We start from the raw sequence: 16,964 nt of genomic DNA, 5'->3' as shown, positions 1-16,964 counted from the left end.
GATGGTGGGACAGCTGCGGGTGCACCTGGGGGCGGCTCCCGGTGTGGGCAAGACGTACAAGATGCTCGAAGAGGGGCACCGGCGCCGCGAGCGCGGCACCGACGTGGTGATCGGCTACGTCGAGACCCACGGCCGGGAACAGACCGAGGCGATGATCGGTGACCTCGAGGTGCTCCCGCGGCGGGCCCATCGCTACCGCGACACCACCTTCAGTGAGATGGACGTGGACGCGGTGCTCGCCCGCGGCGCGGAGGTGGTGCTGGTGGACGAGCTGGCGCACACCAACGTGCCCGGCTCGCGCAACGCCAAGCGCTGGCAGGACATCGAGGAGCTGCTCGACGCCGGGATGACGGTGCTGACCACGGTCAATGTGCAGCACCTGGAGTCGATCAACGACATCGTCCGGCAGATCACCGGGGTGCCGCAGCGGGAGACCGTGCCGGACGAGGTGGTGCGCCGGGCCGGCACGATCGAGCTGGTCGACATGGCGCCGGAGGCGATCCGGCGGCGGATGGCGCACGGCAACATCTACGGTGCGGAGAAGATCGACGCCGCGCTCGGCAACTACTTCCGGGTGGGCAACCTGACCGCGCTGCGTGAGCTGGCGCTGCTCTGGCTGGCCGACAAGGTGGACGACGAGCTGGAGAGTTATCGTGCGGCGCACGACATCTCGGACACCTGGGAGGCCCGGGAGCGGGTGGTGGTGGCGCTCACCGGCGGCCCGGAGGGCGAGACCCTGATCCGTCGCGCGGCCCGGCTGGCCAGCCGCTCGCGCGGCGCCGACCTGCTGGCCGTGCACGTGGCCCGCAACGACGGGCTGAGCGGCGGCAGCCACGCGCACCTGGCGGCACAGCGCACGCTGGCCGAGGACCTGGGCGGCACCTACCACCAGGTGGTGGGCAACGACGTCCCGCAGGCCCTGCTCGACTTCGCCCGCGGGGTGAACGCGACCGAGCTGGTGCTCGGCGTCTCCCGGCGCGGCCGCCTCCAGTCGCTCTTCTCCCCGGGCGTCGGCGTCACCACGACGAACGGGGCCGGGCCCATCGACGTCCATCTGGTGACCCACGCCGAGGTGCACCGGGGCCGGGCGCTGCCGAAGGCGGAGAGTGCCCTGAGCCGTAACCGGCGGGTGGCCGGGCTGCTGGTCGCGGCGCTGGGTCTGGCCGGGCTCACCCTGCTGCTCAGCCAGTTGCGCGGTCAGGTGTCGCTGGGCAGCGACATCCTGCTCTACCTGGCCGCGGTGGTGATCGTGGCGCTGGTGGGTGGGCTGTGGCCGGCCCTGTTCGCGGCGGTGGCCGGATCGGTGCTGCTGAACTTCTACTTCGCCCCGCCGATCCACACGGTCACCATCGCCACCCGCGAGAACGTGCTGGCGCTGCTGGTCTTCCTGGCGGTGGCGGTGGCGGTGAGCGCCACCGTGGACCGGGCGGCCCGGCGCACCCGGGAGGCGGCCAGCGCGCGGGCCGAGGCCGAGACGCTGTCCACCCTGGCGGGCAGTGTGCTGCGCGGCGCCCAGCCGCTGCCGGCGCTGCTCGACCAGGTGCGCGAGACCTTCCGGTTCACCGGGGCGACGCTGCTGCACCGCGCTCCCGGCTCGGGCCCGAGTCCCGACCTCCAGCACGACCCGGACGCCTGGCAGGTGGTGGCGTCGGTGGGCGAGGCGGTGACGACACCCGGCCAGGGTGACGCCGAGGTACTCGTCGACGAGGAGATCTCGCTGGTGCTGAGCGGGCACCCGCTGGCGGCCCAGGACCGCCGCGTGGTGCAGGCGTTCGCTGCCCAGGCGGTGGTCGCGATGCGGCAGCAGCAGTTGCGGGAGCAGGCCGCGGCGGCGGGTCCGCTGGCCGAGGTGGACCGGATGCGCACCGCGTTGCTGTCCGCCGTCAGTCACGACCTGAGGACGCCGCTGGCATCGGCCAAGGCCGCCGTGGGCGGGCTGCGTGCGCCCGGGGTCGAGTTCAGCGCCGACGACCGGACGGAACTCCTGGCCAGCGTGGAGGAGTCGCTGGACCGGCTGACCCGGCTGGTGGACAACCTGCTGGACATGAGCCGGCTCCAGGCCGGGGCGCTGGCCATGCGGCCGCAGCCGACCAGCATCGCCGAGACCGTGGCGATGGCCCTGGACGAGCTCGGCCCGGAGGGCCGGGACATCGAGGTGCGTCTCCCGGAGGAGTTCCTGGAGGTGACCGGTGACCCGGTGCTGATCGAGCGGGTGCTGGTGAACCTGCTGCGCAACGCTTTACGGCACTCGCCGGAGGGCAGCCCGCCGATGATCGTGGTCAGCGCGCACGCCGGTGAGGTGGAGACCCGGGTGATCGACCGCGGCCCGGGCATCCCGGCGGAGCTGTGGGACGACGTGTTCCTGCCGTTCCAGCGGTTCGGTGACCGGGACAACGGCACCGGGGTGGGCCTGGGCCTGGCGCTCTCCCGGGGCCTGACCGAGGCGATGGGTGGCACCCTGACCCCCGACACCACTCCAGGAGGCGGGCTGACCATGATCATGACGCTGGTCGAGGTGGACCAGGACGACCAGGTGAATCCGTGACCCGGATCCTGGTGGTCGACGACGAGCCGCAGATGATCCGGGTGCTGCGGATCAATCTGCTGGCCCGGCAGTACGAGGTGGTCACGGCCGGCACCGGGCAGGGTGCGCTGGACGCCGCCCGGCAGGACCATCCCGACATCGTCGTGCTCGACCTCGGGCTGCCCGACCTGGACGGCGTCGAGGTGATCCGGCAACTGCGCACCTGGACCAGGGTTCCGGTGATCGTGCTCTCCGGCCGGGCCGACAGCCGCGACAAGGTGGACGCCCTGGACGCCGGGGCCGACGACTACGTCACCAAACCGTTCAGCGTGGACGAGCTGCTGGCCCGGATCCGGGTGGTGGCCAGGCGGTTCGGCGATCCGGCCGAGGCCCCGGCGGAGGTGCTGGTCGGGCGCTACCGGATCGACCTGGCGCGCCGGGTGATCACCCCGGACGTGCACCTGACCCGCACCGAGTGGCAGCTGCTGGCGGCCGTGGTGGCCGAGCCGGGCAAGCTGCTCAGCCAGCGCTACCTGCTGGAACAGGTGTGGGGCCCGACCTACCGGGCGGAGACCCAGAACGTGCGGCAGTACATGGCCCAGCTGCGGCGCAAACTGGAGACCGACCCGACCCGCCCGGCCCACCTGCTGACCGAGCCCGGAATGGGGTACCGGTTCCAGCCGTGACGCCGTCCGAACCGTGCCGGAGCGGAACTTAGGGCTGGCTCACCATCGGGCGTTCAGCCGAGCTGGTTAGCATGCGCGGATGCACGCCAGCGGGAACCAGAACGAGCGCACCGGGTACGACGTGGTCGTGGTCGGGGCCGGGCCGGCCGGGAGCAGCGCGGCCGCGGCCGCGGCGCGGATGGGCGCCCGCACCCTGATCGTGGACCGGGCGACCTTCCCCCGGTACAAGACCTGCGGCGGCGGCCTGATCGGCGTCAGCCTGACCGAGCTCGCCGGGCTGAGCGACCTGGACGTGCCGGTGCGGCAGGAGATCGTGCGGGCCACGTTCACCGACCGCGGGCGCAAGCCGGCCGGCCGGGCCTCGCGCGAGCGCATGCTCAGCCTGGTCGACCGCAGCGAGTTCGACGCCGCCCTGCTCGACCACGCCGCCGGGCTCGGCGCCGAAACCCGTTCCGGGGTCACCGTCACGGCGGTCACCCAGGACGTCGACGGTGCGCTGCTGTCCACGTCGGCCGGGCCGATCCGGGCGCGCTACGTGGTCGGCGCCGACGGCAGCGCGAGCCGGATCGCCCGGCACGTGGGCGTCACGCCGGGCCAGGTCGACCTGGGCCTGGAGTACGAGCTGAAGGCCTCGGACGAGCAGGCGCGCACCTGGGCGGGGCGCATTCACATGGACTGGGGCCCGATCCCCGGCTCGTACGGCTGGGTCTTCCCGAAGGGCGGCACGATCACCGTCGGGGTCATCGCCCGGCGCGGAACGGCCGACGAAGCACGCTCCTATCTCAAGCTTTTCACCGAGCAGCAGGGCCTGGCCGACGCCGAGGTGGTGCACGAGTCGGGTCACCTGACCCGCTGCCGCACCACCGACTCGCCGCTCGGCGACGGCCGGGTGCTGGTGGCCGGCGATGCCGCCGGGCTGCTGGAACCCTGGACCCGGGAAGGTATCTCGTACGCCCTGCGGTCCGGCCGGATCGCCGGCGAGTGCGCCGCGAAGGCCGCGGCCCCGAACGGGATGCCGCCCAGCATGGGAGGTTTGAGCCGCGTGGTGCGTGACTACACGATGCGCATCACCGAGGAGCTGGGCCCGGAGATGGAGGCGGGCCGGGTGTTTCTCCAGGCTTTCGAGCGACACCCGTCGGTCATGCACGCCCTCCTGACCCGTACTCCCCTGGGGTGGCGCGAGTTCCAGCGCCTGACCCGCGGCCAGACCGACGTCGCCCGGGTGCTGCGATTCGGCCCGGCCCGGTGGGCGCTGCGGGCCCTCAGTGGCGCACCGGCGGCCGGCACCGCCTGAGCCGCGCGATCCACCTGATCCCCCTGATCCGTTGATCATGAGGACAGTCGGGCTGTCCCCATGCATCCGGCTACCGGCCATGTCTCGTAACGCACTGCGACTGACAGTATCTGCCACTCGGAGGCCAGCCCCCGCCTGGCACCCCTCCTGCCGGCGGGACCGCGGTGACGGACAGCCTGGAGCCCCACCGCGGCCCCGCCCTCCAAACGTCCCTGCGTAGCCACGACACGCCAGGCCAGCAAGGCTTGGGCAGACTACTCGCGAGGAATCCGGTAGGAAGTTCCTTGGACGCCTGGTCAGAGAAAGCGCGGAACAGTCGGGCCATCTCGCCAAAAGGGATGATTTCGGACTTACCCTTTGGTGCAGGGTTGCATATTGTGATGACAGCAGCGTGCGCGCGCTGACACGGCGAGGGGCGTGGCTGCGACTGGACCTTTGATGGGAGGCCAGCCATGCCACAGCCGTTGCGCGACCTCGATCCCGACGCATCCCGGCTCGCCCGCTTCGGGGCGCGCCTGCGCACCTACCGCACCCAGGCCGGGCTGGCCCAGTCCCAGCTGGGCCGCACCGTCCACGTCAGCGGCACCCTCATCGCCAAGATGGAACGGGCCGAACGCCGCCCCCAGCCCGACGTCGCCCGCCGTCTCGACGAGGCCCTCGGCGCCGGCGGTGAGCTGATCCAGCTGGCCAACGCCGCCCTGGAGTTCGACCTGGCCGAGCGCCGGATCGAGACCCGGCCCCGGCGGCTGGATTCCGGCCTCGGCCTGATCAGCGCCGACGGCCCGGGCATCAGCGCGCTGCACCGGCTGGCCGACCTCTACGACCTGCCCGACGACGGCCCGGTGCGCAGCATCGCCGAATTGAGCACCGCCACCGACTATCTCGTGCACGAGCGGCTGAACTCGCAGTACCGGCAGCTGCTGGCCGGCCTGCCCGACCTGATCCCCGAGCTGACCCGCTCGCTGATGGAACAGCACGAGGAACGCAACCGCCAGGCCGTGGCCGGTCTGCTGGTGCAGGCCTGGCGGGCGGCCGACGCGGTGGCGGCCAAGCTCGGCCTGCACGACCTGGGCGGCCGGCTGATCCACATCATGGGCTGGGCCGCGGGCCAGAGCGGTGACCCGTTCAACCTGGCGGCCACCTCGTACGTGCGCGCCGAGTCGTTCTTCCTGGGCCGTGAGCCCGGCCGTGGGCGGGTCATGCTGGAGCGGGCGGCCGACGCGGTGAAAGACCGCCCGACCGACCGCACCGACGAGATGCTGGCCCAGTACGGCGCACTGCACATGCGCGCGGCCATCGCCGCCGCCCGGGCCGGGCAGCAAGACCTGGCCTGGGACCACCTGGACGAGGCCAAGACCACCGCCGCCCAGGTGACCGAGGGCATCTGGGCGGGCACCGCGTTCGGGCCGGAGTCGGTGCGCATCCACGAGGTGTCCACCGCCGTCGAGCTCGACGCCCCGCAGGTCGCCCTCGACACCGCCCGCGACTGGGCACCGCCCACCAGCCTGCCGGCCGAGCGCCGGTCGCACTTCTATGTCGACCTGGCGCGCGCCCAGTTCGCGATCGGGCAGCACGACGACGTTCTGGAGACGCTCCGCTCGGCCCAGCGGATCGCCCCGCAGAACGTCCGCGTCGACCCGGACGTGCACAGCACCCTCACCGCCCTGGCCGGCACCAGCTCGGTGCGGGCCGCGGCGGTGGAGGGTTTCACCCGTGAGGTACTGGCTCCGGCCCGGCCGGCTCCCGCCGTCCGAGCAGCGCGGGCAGCTCCCTCAGCGACCCGACCACCCAGTCCGCCCTCCGCCTGACCTCGTCGTCGTCGGCCCACAGGTGACCCCACGGCCCCCGCCGCACCAGAGCCGCGTGAAAACCCTGGTCCCGCGCGGGAATCACGTCGAAGTCCCGGTGGTCACCGACATAGAGGATCTCGTCGCGCTCGCCGGGCGCCCACCCGGCGAGCCAGTCGAAGTACGCCCGGGACGGCTTGATCAGCCCCAGGTCGCCCGACACCATCACGGCGTCCACCGGCAGGCCGAGCTCGCGCAGCAGATCGCCCGCGCGGGCCGACTGGTTGCCCGACACCCCCACCCAGAAACCGGCCTCGCGCAGCGCCCGGAGCGTCGGCCGCACGTCCGGGTACAGGTCGGTCTCGCTGATGTGCTCACCGCACCCGGCGTCCTCCCTGCGCTGCCGCTCGGCCGGCAGGTCGAAGCCCGGGCGGAAGTACTCGAAGGTCTCCCCGTTGTCGCGCCCGGTCATCACCACGGCCCCCATCACGGCGGAGAAGGTGTGCCGCGGTACCCCGATCCAGTCCGCCCACCGGCCCCACTCCGACGTGTCGTCCAGAAGCGTCTCGCCAACGTCGAACACGACCGAACGGATCATGCTTCTCGCGCCTCCCTGCTGCGTCCACTGAGTCTGCTGAGTCTTCGTTCAGCCAGGGGCCAGCATCGCCCGCACACAAAGGTGCAATGAGGACATTCGTCCTGTCCTCATCGAACGGATGACTGGGCTCCTCATCCGTATGACCCTGGTCTTGTGGTCGAGCAAACGGGGGTCGACCACCCTAGATCGGCGAGGCCAGCGGTGCGGGACCATCACCCATCGCTGGTCTCGCCCTCCCAGGGGTCCCGAGCACAAGGGCTCCTGGTTCTCAGCTTTTGGGGCCTGTTCGTCGCGAGGGGGCTGACCGCCGGCATGAGTGCAGACAGTGCGGAAATGGAGATGCGGGCCGAGCTGCTGGGCCGCGAGCTGCGCAGCCGGGGCCTCGCGCTCCTCGACATCAGCGAAGACCTGATCGAGCCCGACGTCCTGGTGGTCTACCTGCACACCAATGCCGGCCAGTGGCAAGACGGAACGGCCGGCCGGATGATCCGGGCGCTGCCCGACATCGTGTCGGTCACCCCGAGCGAGCAGTCCCCGGCGATCCTGCGGGTCCGGGTCAGCCGGGACCGCCGCTCGCGCGGTGGGCTGCACCGCTCGGACCGCTGGGTCGACTGGGTCGAGCACGGCCACCCCCGGCGCAGGAGCCAGCGCCGGCACTAGCCGTGGTCTCGACTGTGCGGGTAGCCGCTGGTCTCCCTCATCGTGCGCCTACTGGTGGACGACGCGACACCGGCGTCCGCAGCACCGCGCAAAAGGGCGAGCAGCAGCATCGCCAGCGCGAAGAACCCGGACATCAGCCCGGCCATCGGCAGCAGGGTGCCGAAGCCGAGCAGTCCGGTCAGCGGCGTCACCAGCGCCCCACAGGCGAACGACAGACCGCCCTGGAGGGCCGCCGCCGTGCCCCGGGAACGCCGGCCCGCCTCCTGGGCCAGGGTGGTGGCCGAGGGGATGGTCAGGCCCATCCCGCCGACCAGCACGGTGAGCAGCACCCAGACCACGGCGAGCGGGGGCGTGCCGGGCCCCTGGTGCTCGGCCAGGGCGCACACCAGCACCCCGGCCACGGCGACCGACGACGCGATCATGCCGGTCAGCCGCAGCCGCACCGCTCCCACCCGCCCGACCGTCAGCCGGAACAGCATGCTGGTCACCGCCATCGCCACGGCGTTCACCGCGAACACCAGGGCGTAGGTGCCCTCGGAGATCCCGTACACCTCCTGGAGCACGAACGACGAGCCACCGATGTAGGTGAAGAACCCACAGACCACCAGGCACTGCACGGCCACGTGCCGCATGAACGACCAGTCCCCCGCCAGGTCGCGCATCCGGTGCACGGTGGCGCCCAGCCCACCGCCGTGCCGCTGGGTGACGGGCAGCGTCTCGGGCAGGCCGAACATCGTGGCCAGCACCATCAGCACCCCGAACCCGGTGAGGACGGCGAACAGCGCGCGCCAGTCCCCCACCGCGAGCACCAGACCGCCCGCGGCCGGGGCCAGAACCGGCCCGAGAAAGGTGATGGACGCGAGCGTGCCGTACCGCTGGGCGGCCTCGGCCGGCGGATAGGCGTCACCCACCACGGCCCGCCCGATCGCGATGCCCGACCCCGCGGCCAGCCCCTGCACCAGCCGCGCCGCCACGAGGAACGGCCCGGAGGGCGCCACCGCGCACAGCGCCGCCGCCAGGGTGAACACGACGGCCCCGCCCAGCAGCAGCCCCCGTCGTCCCAGTCCGTCGCTCACCGGCCCGAAAACGATCTGCCCTCCGGCCATCCCGATGATGAACGCGGTCAGGGTGAGCTGGGCGACCGCCGCCGAGGTGTGCAGCGAGACCTGGAGGGCGGGGAGCGCGGCGACGTAGGAGTCGGTAGCGATCGGCCCGACCCCGGTGACGATCACCAGGGCCGCGGTCAGGGGACGGGAACTGGTCCGCAGGAGACCGGGCAGAGAGGGCACCGGATGACGCTACCTGAGAGTCACGATGCATCGGCGGTTCACCGGTGGAACATCGAATCCGGGCGGATCCGGCCGGATTCTGGTGCCATGCCACACCCCCTCGCCGTCGGCCTGTTCCGGTTCGACACCGGAACCTCCGACCTGCGGCGCCGCCGGGCCCGGATCGAGATCGCGCTGTGCGCGGGCGCCGAGGGGTACGCCCTGCTCGACACCTTCGACCTGAACGGCAGCCTGCACGGCGAGGAGGAGACCTTGCAGGCCGTGCGGGCCCTGGCCGCACGGCACGCCCTGCACGCCCTGATCGTGGCCGGGCCGGTGGACCGGGACGGCATCGACGGCCTGGCCGACGAGCTCCGCCTGATCACGGTGCGGGTGCCCGGTTCGCGACTCTAGCCCTTCGGCATTGCAGATCCGCAACTTCGGACACCCGCCCGGTAGAATTTCCGCATCTGCGGGTTATGCTCGCTCGCTGTGACCATGTTCCGCATCCGGCAGGCCGCCGAGCTCCTCGGCGTCAGCGACGACACCGTCCGTCGGTGGGCCGACTCCGGGCGACTGCCCACGACGACCGACGAATCCGGCCGCCGTGCCGTCGAGGGCGCCGAACTGGCGCGCTTCGCCGAGCAACTCGCGGCCGAGGCGCCCCCGGCCGACCAGGACGGCCTGGGCCGTTCCTCGGCCCGCAACCGCTTCACCGGCCTCGTCACCCGGGTGGTGCGCGACACCGTGATGGCCCAGGTCGAGATCCAGGCCGGCCCCTACCGCGTGGTCTCGCTGATGAGCCGCGAGGCCGCCGACGAGCTCGGCCTGAAGCCGGGCGTGCTGGCCGTGGCCTCGATCAAATCCACCAACGTCGTGGTCGAAGTCCCCGACAACGCCTGAATTCCCCTCCGCCTCGAAACTTTCGGAGTCACCCGTGCGCCGACACACCCTGACCGCGACGGCCGTCCTGGCCGCCGCCGCCCTCTCGCTCACCGCCTGCGGCGGATCCTCCGACAGCGACGACACCTCGTCCTCGTCGTCCTCCTCGTCCGGCCTGTCCGGTGAGATCACCGTGTTCGCGGCCGCTTCGCTGACCGAGTCGTTCACCGCCCTCGGCACGTCGTTCGAGGCCGAGAACCCGGGCACCACGGTCACCTTCAGCTTCGCCGCGAGTTCCGCCCTGGCCGAGCAGATCAACTCCGGCGCCCCCGCCGACGTGTTCGCCTCGGCCGCCACGAAGAACATGGACCAGGTGGTCGACGCCGGAAACGCCTCCGACCCGGTCACCTTCGCGAACAACACGATGGAGATCGCGGTCCCGGCCGACAACCCGGCGAAGGTCGACTCGCTCGACGACCTGACCGACAAGGACACCAAGGTGGTGCTCTGCGCCGAGGACGTGCCGTGCGGCGTGAGCGCGCGGGCGGTGTTCGACAACGCCGGGATCACGGTCACCCCGGTCAGCAACGAGGTGGACGTGAAGTCGACCCTCTCGAAGATCACGCTGGGCGAGGCGGACGCCGGCGTCGTCTACGTGACCGACGTCAAGGCCGCGGGCGACAAGGTGACCGGGGTGGAGATCCCGGACGACGTCAACGCCAGCACCGCCTACCCGATCGCCACCCTGAAGGGCTCCGAGAACGCCGAGCTGGCCAAGGCTTTCGAGGACTACGTGCTGTCCGACACGGGTGCCACGCAGCTGGAGTCCGCCGGGTTCGCCAAGCCCTGACCTCATTCCCGTGGTCCCCGGCCGGGGACCACGGGGACCTCGGGGAGCATGACGAGATGGAGCGCACGATGACACCGGCGAGCAGGCCCGCTTGAGCCCGATCAACCGTCCCCGCACCGGAACCCGCGATCGCGGCGTGGACCGGCCCGGCACCCGAACGCCGCTGCCGCTGCTGGCCCCGGCCCTGGTGGCGGCGCTGTTCCTGCTGCTGCCGCTGGCCGGGCTGCTGATCCGGGCCCCCTGGGCACAGCTGCCCGAGCTGCTCTCCGAGCCGGAAGCCCTTGAGGCACTGAAACTCTCGCTGATCTCGGCGACCGCGGCCACCGGCCTGTCGCTGCTCTTCGGGGTGCCGCTGGCCTTCGCGCTGGCTCGCAGCCGACGGCCCGGCATCAGCCTGCTGCGGGCCCTGGTGACGCTGCCGCTGGTGCTGCCCCCGGTGGTCGGCGGCCTGGCCCTGCTGCTGGCGCTCGGCCGTCGCGGCATCGTCGGCGGCTACCTGTACGAGTGGTTCGGCTTCTCGCTGCCCTACACCGTGTGGGCCGTGATCATTGCCGAGACCTTCGTCGCCATGCCGTTTCTCGTGGTCTCGGTGGAGGGCGCGCTGCGCACCGCCGACCGCGGGCTGGAGGAGGCGGCGGCCACGCTCGGCTCGAAACCGTTCGCCACCTTCCGCCGCGTCACGCTGCCGCTGATCGCCCCCAGCCTGATCGCCGGCAGCGTGCTGGCCTGGGCCCGGGCGCTGGGCGAGTTCGGCGCCACGATCACCTTCGCCGGCAGCTTCCCCGGCACCACCCAGACCATGCCGATCCACATCTATCTCAAACTCCAGAACGACCCGGACGCCGCCATCGCCCTCAGCCTGGTGCTGCTGCTGGTCTCCGTCGCCGCGCTGGGCCTGTTGCGGGAGCGCTGGATGAACACCGGGACCGGGCTGTGACCGGCACGGGCCCCTCGTCGTCCACCGTTGAGGGCCTGGACGCCGAGGTGGTGGCGGGCCGCGGAGACTTCGAGCTGCGGGCGGCCCTGACCGTCGGGCCGGGCGAGGTGCTGGCCGTGCTCGGGCCGAACGGCGCCGGCAAGACCACCCTGCTGCGGTCGCTGGCCGGGCTGCTGGCCCTGCGCGAGGGACACATCACCGTGGGCGGGACCCGCTGGGACGCCCCGGCCGACGGCCTGTTCGTGCCGGCCACCGACCGCCGCGTGGGCCTGGTGTTCCAGGACTACCGCCTGTTTCCGCACCTGTCCGTGCTCGACAACGTGGCGTTCGCGGCCCGGGCGCGCGGCGCCCGCCGGCGCGTGGCCCGGACCGGCGCGCACGAGGTGCTCGGCCTGCTCGGCCTGGCCGACCTGGCCGCCCGGCGCCCGGACCGGCTCTCCGGCGGGCAGGCCCAGCGGGTGGCGCTGGCTCGCGCCCTGGCCTCGGATCCGGCCCTGGTGCTGCTCGACGAACCACTGGCCGCGCTGGACGCCCGCACCCGGCTGGAGATCCGCACCGAACTGCGACGCCGCCTGACCGCCTTCGCCGGGCCGAGCGTCGTGGTCACCCACGACCCGCTGGAGGCCCTGGTGCTGGCCGACCGGATCCTGGTGCTGGAGGGCGGGCGGATCGCGCAGACCGGAACACCGGCCGAGGTGGCCCGCAGGCCGGCCACCGAGTACGTGGCCCGGCTGATGGGACTGAACCTCTACCGCGGGCGGACGGCCGACGCCGCGACCGGGCGGGTCGAGCTGGAGAACGGCGGGACGTTGTTCGTCACCACCTCCGGCGAGCCCCTGGTGGACGGCGGCCGGGTGCTGGCCGTGCTCTCCCCCGCCGCGATCAGTCTGCACCTGGCCGAGCTGCCCGACAGTTCCCCGCGCAACGTCTGGACCGGCACCGTTGCCGGCGTCGAGCTGCTCACCGACCGGGTGCGGGTGGCGGTGACCGGCCTTCCCGACGCACTCGTCGACGTGACCACCGCCGCGCTGGCCGACCTGCGGCTGACCCCGGGCCAGCAGGTCTGGCTCTCGGCGAAGGCCAATGAGGTGACGGCGTACACCGCGTCCTGAACCCCGCGCGGGCCCGGCGGCGGGCCACCGGCCGGTCATGAGCCTGCCATGAGCCCGCTGTGAACCCCCGATGACACCGAAACGGACACGGCAGGCCGCCGAGCTGCGGACATGACCGGGTGCTTACGGACCGATACAGACCACATCCGCCACAGAAGCGGGCCCTGGTCACCCCTTTGACCAACCAGTCAGTAGAGTCCAAAGCCGCGTCCACCTGCCGATTGGGCGGATCGGCCGGTCAGCGTCGAACATGGTGGACGCCGGCCGGTGCGTGAAGTCGCACGGAACCGACCGGCGACGACAGCCCGAGGACCGGATGAGAGGTGGGATGGTGGAGGGACCGGACCACGATCATCAGCCGGGAGAGGACCATCTTCTGCCTCCCGGCCAGACCGGCAGAACGGACCGTCCCGTGCGGCACTACGGGCCGGTGCCCAAGGTGCGCGAGCGCGACACCTGGAAGATGAGCTTCGGCGGGGCCACCAAGAGCGACGAGTCGTTCGTGGTGTCGCTGGCCGAGCTGGAGATGCTTCCGCGCACCGAACTCACGGCCGACATGCACTGCGCCGGCAAGTTCACCACTCTCGACAACCGGTGGGAGGGCGTGCTGGCGCGTGACGTGGTGGCGGCCTACCCGCCGCTGCCCGGCATCACCGACGTCATCGTCTACGGCCAGTACGGCTACAGCGCCAACGTGCGGCTCGACGACCTGCTCGCCGACAACGCCATCCTCGCCACCCACCAGGACGGCGCGGCGCTGACCCCGGAGCACGGCTACCCCGTGCGGCTGGTGGTGCCGCACCTGTACTCCTGGAAGGGACCGAAGTGGTTCCGGGGGTGGGAGTACCTGCTCCAGCCGCGGCGCGGGTTCTGGGAGGAGCGGGGCTATCACCTGCGCGGTCAGGTCTGGGCCGAGGAACGCTGGTCTTATCAGGAGACCCACCCGAACCGGCTGCCCTCGCCGCCCCGGGGTCCGCAGGACGGACCGTCGGGGCAGGGCATCGCGGGCTGACCCGCGGGTCCAGGGCTGGAGGTCTAGAGGGTCGGGAGCAGGGCGCGCACGCGGCGCCTTCTCCTGGTGAGACGCCGCCTGCGCAGCGTCTGCCCGGCCAGCCAGCACACCCCGGCGGTGATGACCACCAGCGGCACCAGCAGATCGGCCTCGGTCAGCCCGTGCGAGGCCGAGAACCGCACCAGCACCCTGCCCTCGTGCAGCTGGTTGGCCCGCAGCCAGACAAAACTGGTGACGGCGACCGCGAGCGCGCAGACCAGCGTGGCTCGTGGGGTGCGGGCCAGGGCCAGGAACAGCCCGGCCAATACCAGCGCGACGAACGACCAGAGCATGCGGTCGTCGGTGGTCAGCACCTGGAGTGCCTGGGAGAGCCGGAACCGGAGGTCGCCCGGGGTGCGGGGCACGACGCCGAGCACGGCCGCGGCCGACTGATGGAGTTCCACGATCTGCCTCCGCTGCGTTGACGCGGACGGATTTCCTCGGATCGTCGGTGACCCCGTTCCCGGTTGCCCGTCCCATCCTCGACGAGTCCGCGACACCACGCCAGAGTGGATGCCGGGCGACGCGCCGGTGACGGGAGGGTGATCGGCGCGGCTCACGCCGGGCTGAAGGTGCTGAACGCGGGCTCGGGCGGTTCGGTCGCTCAGAACCCGAAGCCGTCGTCGAAGAACCCGCCCGGCCCTCCGTCGAGGAATCCGCCGGGGCCACCATCCATGCCGCCCATTCCGCCGGGGCCGCCCATCCCACCGGGGAAGGCGCCGCCGTGGTGGTGCCCGTGCATTCCGCCGAACAGGGCGTCGAACACCAGCATCGAGCCGATACCGGCGGCACCGGCCACCATCGCGGTCTTCCACCACGGCCGGCTGTACCAGCCGGACGGCACGGTCCGGCCCTGCACCTGGCCGCCGGGGTAGTAGTACGGCGTGGAGTCGCCGGGGGCGCTGGAGGCGACGTACTCCTGGTCGTTCACGGTGACCCGGCGGGTGCCCTGCACGGTCGGCACGGCCGACTCCTGGGGCACCTCGGGACCGGGGTCGAGGCCGAACGCCACCCGGGCCGAGCGCAGGTAGTGCAGGCCCTCGATCGCGGTGCGGCCGGCCAGCTGAACCTGCTTGGCCGACACCGCCTCGGCCAGCTGCCGGCGCGCGGAGGCGTGCCGCTCGGCGGCCTCGGCCACCGACTGCCGGGCCGCGGCGTTGTCGCCGTTGCCCATGCCCTCCAGGGCGGTGACGCCGCTGCCGAGCCGTTCCACCCAGTGCGCGGCCTCGGCCCGGGCGTCGGTCAGGTCGGGCCCGGCCGGGGCGTAACCCCCGCCTCCGTACGACGGGGTGCCGTACGACGGGGTGCCGTAGTCGGGCGCGGTCTGGTATCCCCCCGGGCGAGGGGCCTGGGCGACCGGAGCCGGACTGCGCCGACTGGTGAACCAGCCCACCGCACCGGCGATGAGCAACGCGGTGAAGATGAACATCAGCATGGATTGATGGTGGCCCCGGCATCCGGGGGATCACCGCGAACCACCTGGGAAAAGGCTGATGCCCGGTCTTCTCGCCCGTGGCCGAGCCCTTCGCCCGTGGCCGAGCCCTTCGCCCGTGGCCGAGCTCCTCGCCCGCGGCCGAGCCCTCTCGCCCGTGACCGAGCCCTCTCGCCCGTGACCGAGCCCTCCCGCCCGTGACCGAGCCCTCCCGCCCGTGACCGAGCCCTCCCGCCCGTGACCGCGCACGATGCTCGCACGGCCACGGGCGAGGCCGGATCAGCCGGCCAGGTAGAGCTCCACCCGGGCCGCGAGTTCCTCCGACCCGGCCACCCGGACCGGCTTGCTCGCCGTCATCACGCGGATCCGCCGGGCGATGGCGCGGGTGCGGGCCGAGCGCACGCCCGACATCGCGTCGAGCGCCTGCGACCAGGTGGTGACCGCCCGGTCGTGATGGCCCAGCCGGGCCTGCACGTCACCGAGATCGCCCAGGGTGATGGCGTGCGCCCGGGGGAACTTGGAGCGCTGCCGGATCTGCACCGAGTGCTCGAAGGCCTCCAGTGCACCCCTCAGGTCACCGAAATCACGCAGGACACAACCGGACTGGTGGGCCAGCGACGCGTCGCTGACGAAGAACACCCGGTCCGGGTCGGCCCCGGACAGCGACGCCGCCGCCATCTCGGACTCGGCCTGCTTCACCGCCACCGTGGCCGCCTGCCGGTCGCCGGCCATCGCCAGGGCCCGGGCCTGCCCCAGCAGCAGCAGAGCACGTTCCCGCGGCACCGCCAGCTGGTAGCGCGCCCCGCTGACCGCGGCAGCGGCCAGGTCGAGGGCCCGGTCGGGCTGGCCGAGGTCGAGCACCTGACGCGACATGGCCCGCAGGGCGAACCCGGCCAGCGGGGCGTCACCGGCCTCGGTGGCCAGCTTCACGGCGATCGAGTAGGCCCACTGCGCGGTGGGGTGCTCGGCGTCGTCGTACGACATCCACCCGGCCAGGCAGGCGAGCTCCCCGGCCGCGGCGAACATCTGACGGCGCACCGTGTCGTCGGTGAACCGGCCGTGCAGGAACGCGGACACGTCGGAGGTGAGGTACTGGAGCACGGCCGTGCGGGCGTGCCCGCCACCCCGGCGCTGATCGACGCGGCTGAAGAACGAGACCGTCTCCTGCACCGCCTCGACATCGCTGCGGCCGACCGCGAGATGACCACCCGGCGGTTCGCTGAGCGCGGCCCGGCCCTGGAGCCAGCTGTCCTGGAACCCCTCGGGCGGGGCACAGGCCAGTGACGGCGAGACCGAGGGCGCGCCGCCCTCCGGAACCGAGTCCGCGGCCCTGAGCTGGACCAGCGGATCGGTGTGCCAGCCGGGTGCCCCGTTCGCCGTGGGGACACCTGGACCTGTTGTGCCGGCCGGGCCGGACGCGCCGATCAGCGGAGTCGCCGTCTCCGTCTCACCGGGTGCACCCGGGCCGGGACGCCGCCGGGCCGGACGGATCCGGCCTGGCACCGCCGCCGCGCGGTCACGCACCGAGGTGCGCGCCACCCGGCCTCCGGCCTCGGCCAGGCCGGGCCCGGTACGGGTGGCCCGGACCGAACGCCCCGGACCGGCCGAACGTGCCACCGGGGACACCGGTGCGGACGGCGACTTCTCCGCCGTGCCGCGCCGTCTGCCCGCGGCGGCCCGCGCCGCCGTTCCCGCCTGGATCAGCAGCCGGAACCGCTCAGCACTGGCTCGATCGGCCCGGGCCAGGGCGGTGTCCAGCACCGCCTGGAGCTCGGGCATCGGCTCGATGTCAGCGCCGCGTGCCTCCCACTTGCTCACCGTGCGGGTGCCGACTCCGAGATATTCGGCAAAGCCCACCACGGTCATTCTCAGAGCCCGGCGCA

The 16,964-nt window shown here is 72.6% G+C and carries 16 protein-coding genes; 11 read left to right on the top strand and 5 right to left on the bottom strand.

The features are described 5' to 3' along the window. The first annotated feature begins 1 nt into the window (after position 1). The 4 genes from KIH74_RS24575 (at position 2) to KIH74_RS24560 (ending at position 6,312) form a co-directional block, all read left to right on the top strand. Entirely contained in the window at positions 2-2,545 is a 2,544-nt protein-coding gene (locus tag KIH74_RS24575; RefSeq protein ID WP_214158502.1) for a DUF4118 domain-containing protein, read from the top strand. Beyond that, positions 2,542-3,210: a response regulator gene (locus KIH74_RS24570; protein WP_214158501.1), complete on the top strand. Its 669-nt coding sequence runs from the start codon at positions 2,542-2,544 to the stop codon at positions 3,208-3,210. Before KIH74_RS24575 ends, KIH74_RS24570 begins: the two co-directional genes overlap by 4 nt. A 79-nt stretch (positions 3,211-3,289) precedes the next feature. Beyond that, on the top strand, positions 3,290-4,504 hold the full coding sequence (locus KIH74_RS24565; protein WP_214158500.1) for a geranylgeranyl reductase family protein: 1,215 nt from the start codon (positions 3,290-3,292) through the stop codon (positions 4,502-4,504). Positions 4,505-4,956: 452 nt separating this feature from the next. Then, complete coding sequence (locus KIH74_RS24560; protein ID WP_214158499.1) at positions 4,957-6,312, top strand: helix-turn-helix domain-containing protein; 1,356 nt, start codon at positions 4,957-4,959, stop codon at positions 6,310-6,312. On the opposite strand, the gene KIH74_RS24555 is transcribed toward KIH74_RS24560, so the two are convergent. Next, a complete protein-coding gene (locus KIH74_RS24555; protein ID WP_214158498.1) occupies positions 6,212-6,889 on the bottom strand; it encodes an HAD family hydrolase in 678 nt (225 codons plus the stop codon). The genes KIH74_RS24560 and KIH74_RS24555 overlap by 101 nt on opposite strands. 333 nt (positions 6,890-7,222) lie before the next feature. Between KIH74_RS24555 and KIH74_RS24550 the strand changes: the two genes are divergently transcribed. After that, positions 7,223-7,549, top strand: coding sequence for a hypothetical protein (locus KIH74_RS24550; protein ID WP_214158497.1), 327 nt, complete (start codon positions 7,223-7,225; stop codon positions 7,547-7,549). Here the strand turns inward: KIH74_RS24550 and KIH74_RS24545 are convergent. Then, the gene (locus tag KIH74_RS24545) at positions 7,546-8,838 is read right to left on the bottom strand and encodes a multidrug effflux MFS transporter (protein ID WP_214158496.1); all 1,293 of its coding nucleotides are present in this window, start codon (positions 8,836-8,838) and stop codon (positions 7,546-7,548) included. The genes KIH74_RS24550 and KIH74_RS24545 overlap by 4 nt on opposite strands. 87 nt (positions 8,839-8,925) lie before the next feature. Between KIH74_RS24545 and KIH74_RS24540 the strand changes: the two genes are divergently transcribed. The 6 genes from KIH74_RS24540 to KIH74_RS24515 all read left to right on the top strand — a co-directional run bounded on the left by KIH74_RS24540 (position 8,926) and on the right by KIH74_RS24515 (position 13,610). After that, entirely contained in the window at positions 8,926-9,231 is a 306-nt protein-coding gene (locus KIH74_RS24540; RefSeq protein ID WP_214158495.1) for a hypothetical protein, read from the top strand. Positions 9,232-9,309: 78 nt separating this feature from the next. Next, on the top strand, positions 9,310-9,720 hold the full coding sequence (locus KIH74_RS24535; protein ID WP_214158494.1) for a TOBE domain-containing protein: 411 nt from the start codon (positions 9,310-9,312) through the stop codon (positions 9,718-9,720). A gap of 34 nt (positions 9,721-9,754) precedes the next feature. Then, positions 9,755-10,549, top strand: coding sequence for a molybdate ABC transporter substrate-binding protein (gene modA / locus KIH74_RS24530; RefSeq protein ID WP_308113993.1), 795 nt, complete (start codon positions 9,755-9,757; stop codon positions 10,547-10,549). A gap of 91 nt (positions 10,550-10,640) precedes the next feature. Next, positions 10,641-11,486: an ABC transporter permease gene (locus KIH74_RS24525; protein WP_246573027.1), complete on the top strand. Its 846-nt coding sequence runs from the start codon at positions 10,641-10,643 to the stop codon at positions 11,484-11,486. Next, positions 11,483-12,598, top strand: coding sequence for an ABC transporter ATP-binding protein (locus KIH74_RS24520; protein ID WP_214158493.1), 1,116 nt, complete (start codon positions 11,483-11,485; stop codon positions 12,596-12,598). Before KIH74_RS24525 ends, KIH74_RS24520 begins: the two co-directional genes overlap by 4 nt. Before the next feature lie 328 nt (positions 12,599-12,926). Continuing rightward, positions 12,927-13,610, top strand: a complete 684-nt coding sequence (locus KIH74_RS24515; protein ID WP_214158492.1) for a molybdopterin-dependent oxidoreductase — start codon at positions 12,927-12,929, stop codon at positions 13,608-13,610. Between the two features lie 23 nt (positions 13,611-13,633). Here KIH74_RS24515 and KIH74_RS24510 read toward each other — a convergent pair whose 3' ends face one another. The 3 genes from KIH74_RS24510 to KIH74_RS24500 form a co-directional block, all read right to left on the bottom strand. Then, positions 13,634-14,053, bottom strand: a complete 420-nt coding sequence (locus tag KIH74_RS24510) for a hypothetical protein (protein WP_214158491.1) — start codon at positions 14,051-14,053, stop codon at positions 13,634-13,636. Positions 14,054-14,253: 200 nt separating this feature from the next. Next, positions 14,254-15,084 carry a DUF1542 domain-containing protein gene (locus KIH74_RS24505; RefSeq protein WP_214158490.1) on the bottom strand — a complete coding sequence of 277 codons (831 nt, stop codon included), beginning with the start codon at positions 15,082-15,084 and terminating at the stop codon, positions 14,254-14,256. Positions 15,085-15,360: 276 nt separating this feature from the next. Beyond that, entirely contained in the window at positions 15,361-16,938 is a 1,578-nt protein-coding gene (locus KIH74_RS24500) for a tetratricopeptide repeat protein (RefSeq protein WP_214158489.1), read from the bottom strand. Positions 16,939-16,964: the final 26 nt, after the last annotated feature.

The sequence above is a fragment of the Kineosporia corallincola genome, assembly GCF_018499875.1.
Lineage (GTDB): Bacteria > Actinomycetota > Actinomycetes > Actinomycetales > Kineosporiaceae > Kineosporia > Kineosporia corallincola.
Note: the sequence above shows the minus strand (reverse complement) of the source record. Positions and strands in the feature narration are given on the sequence as shown.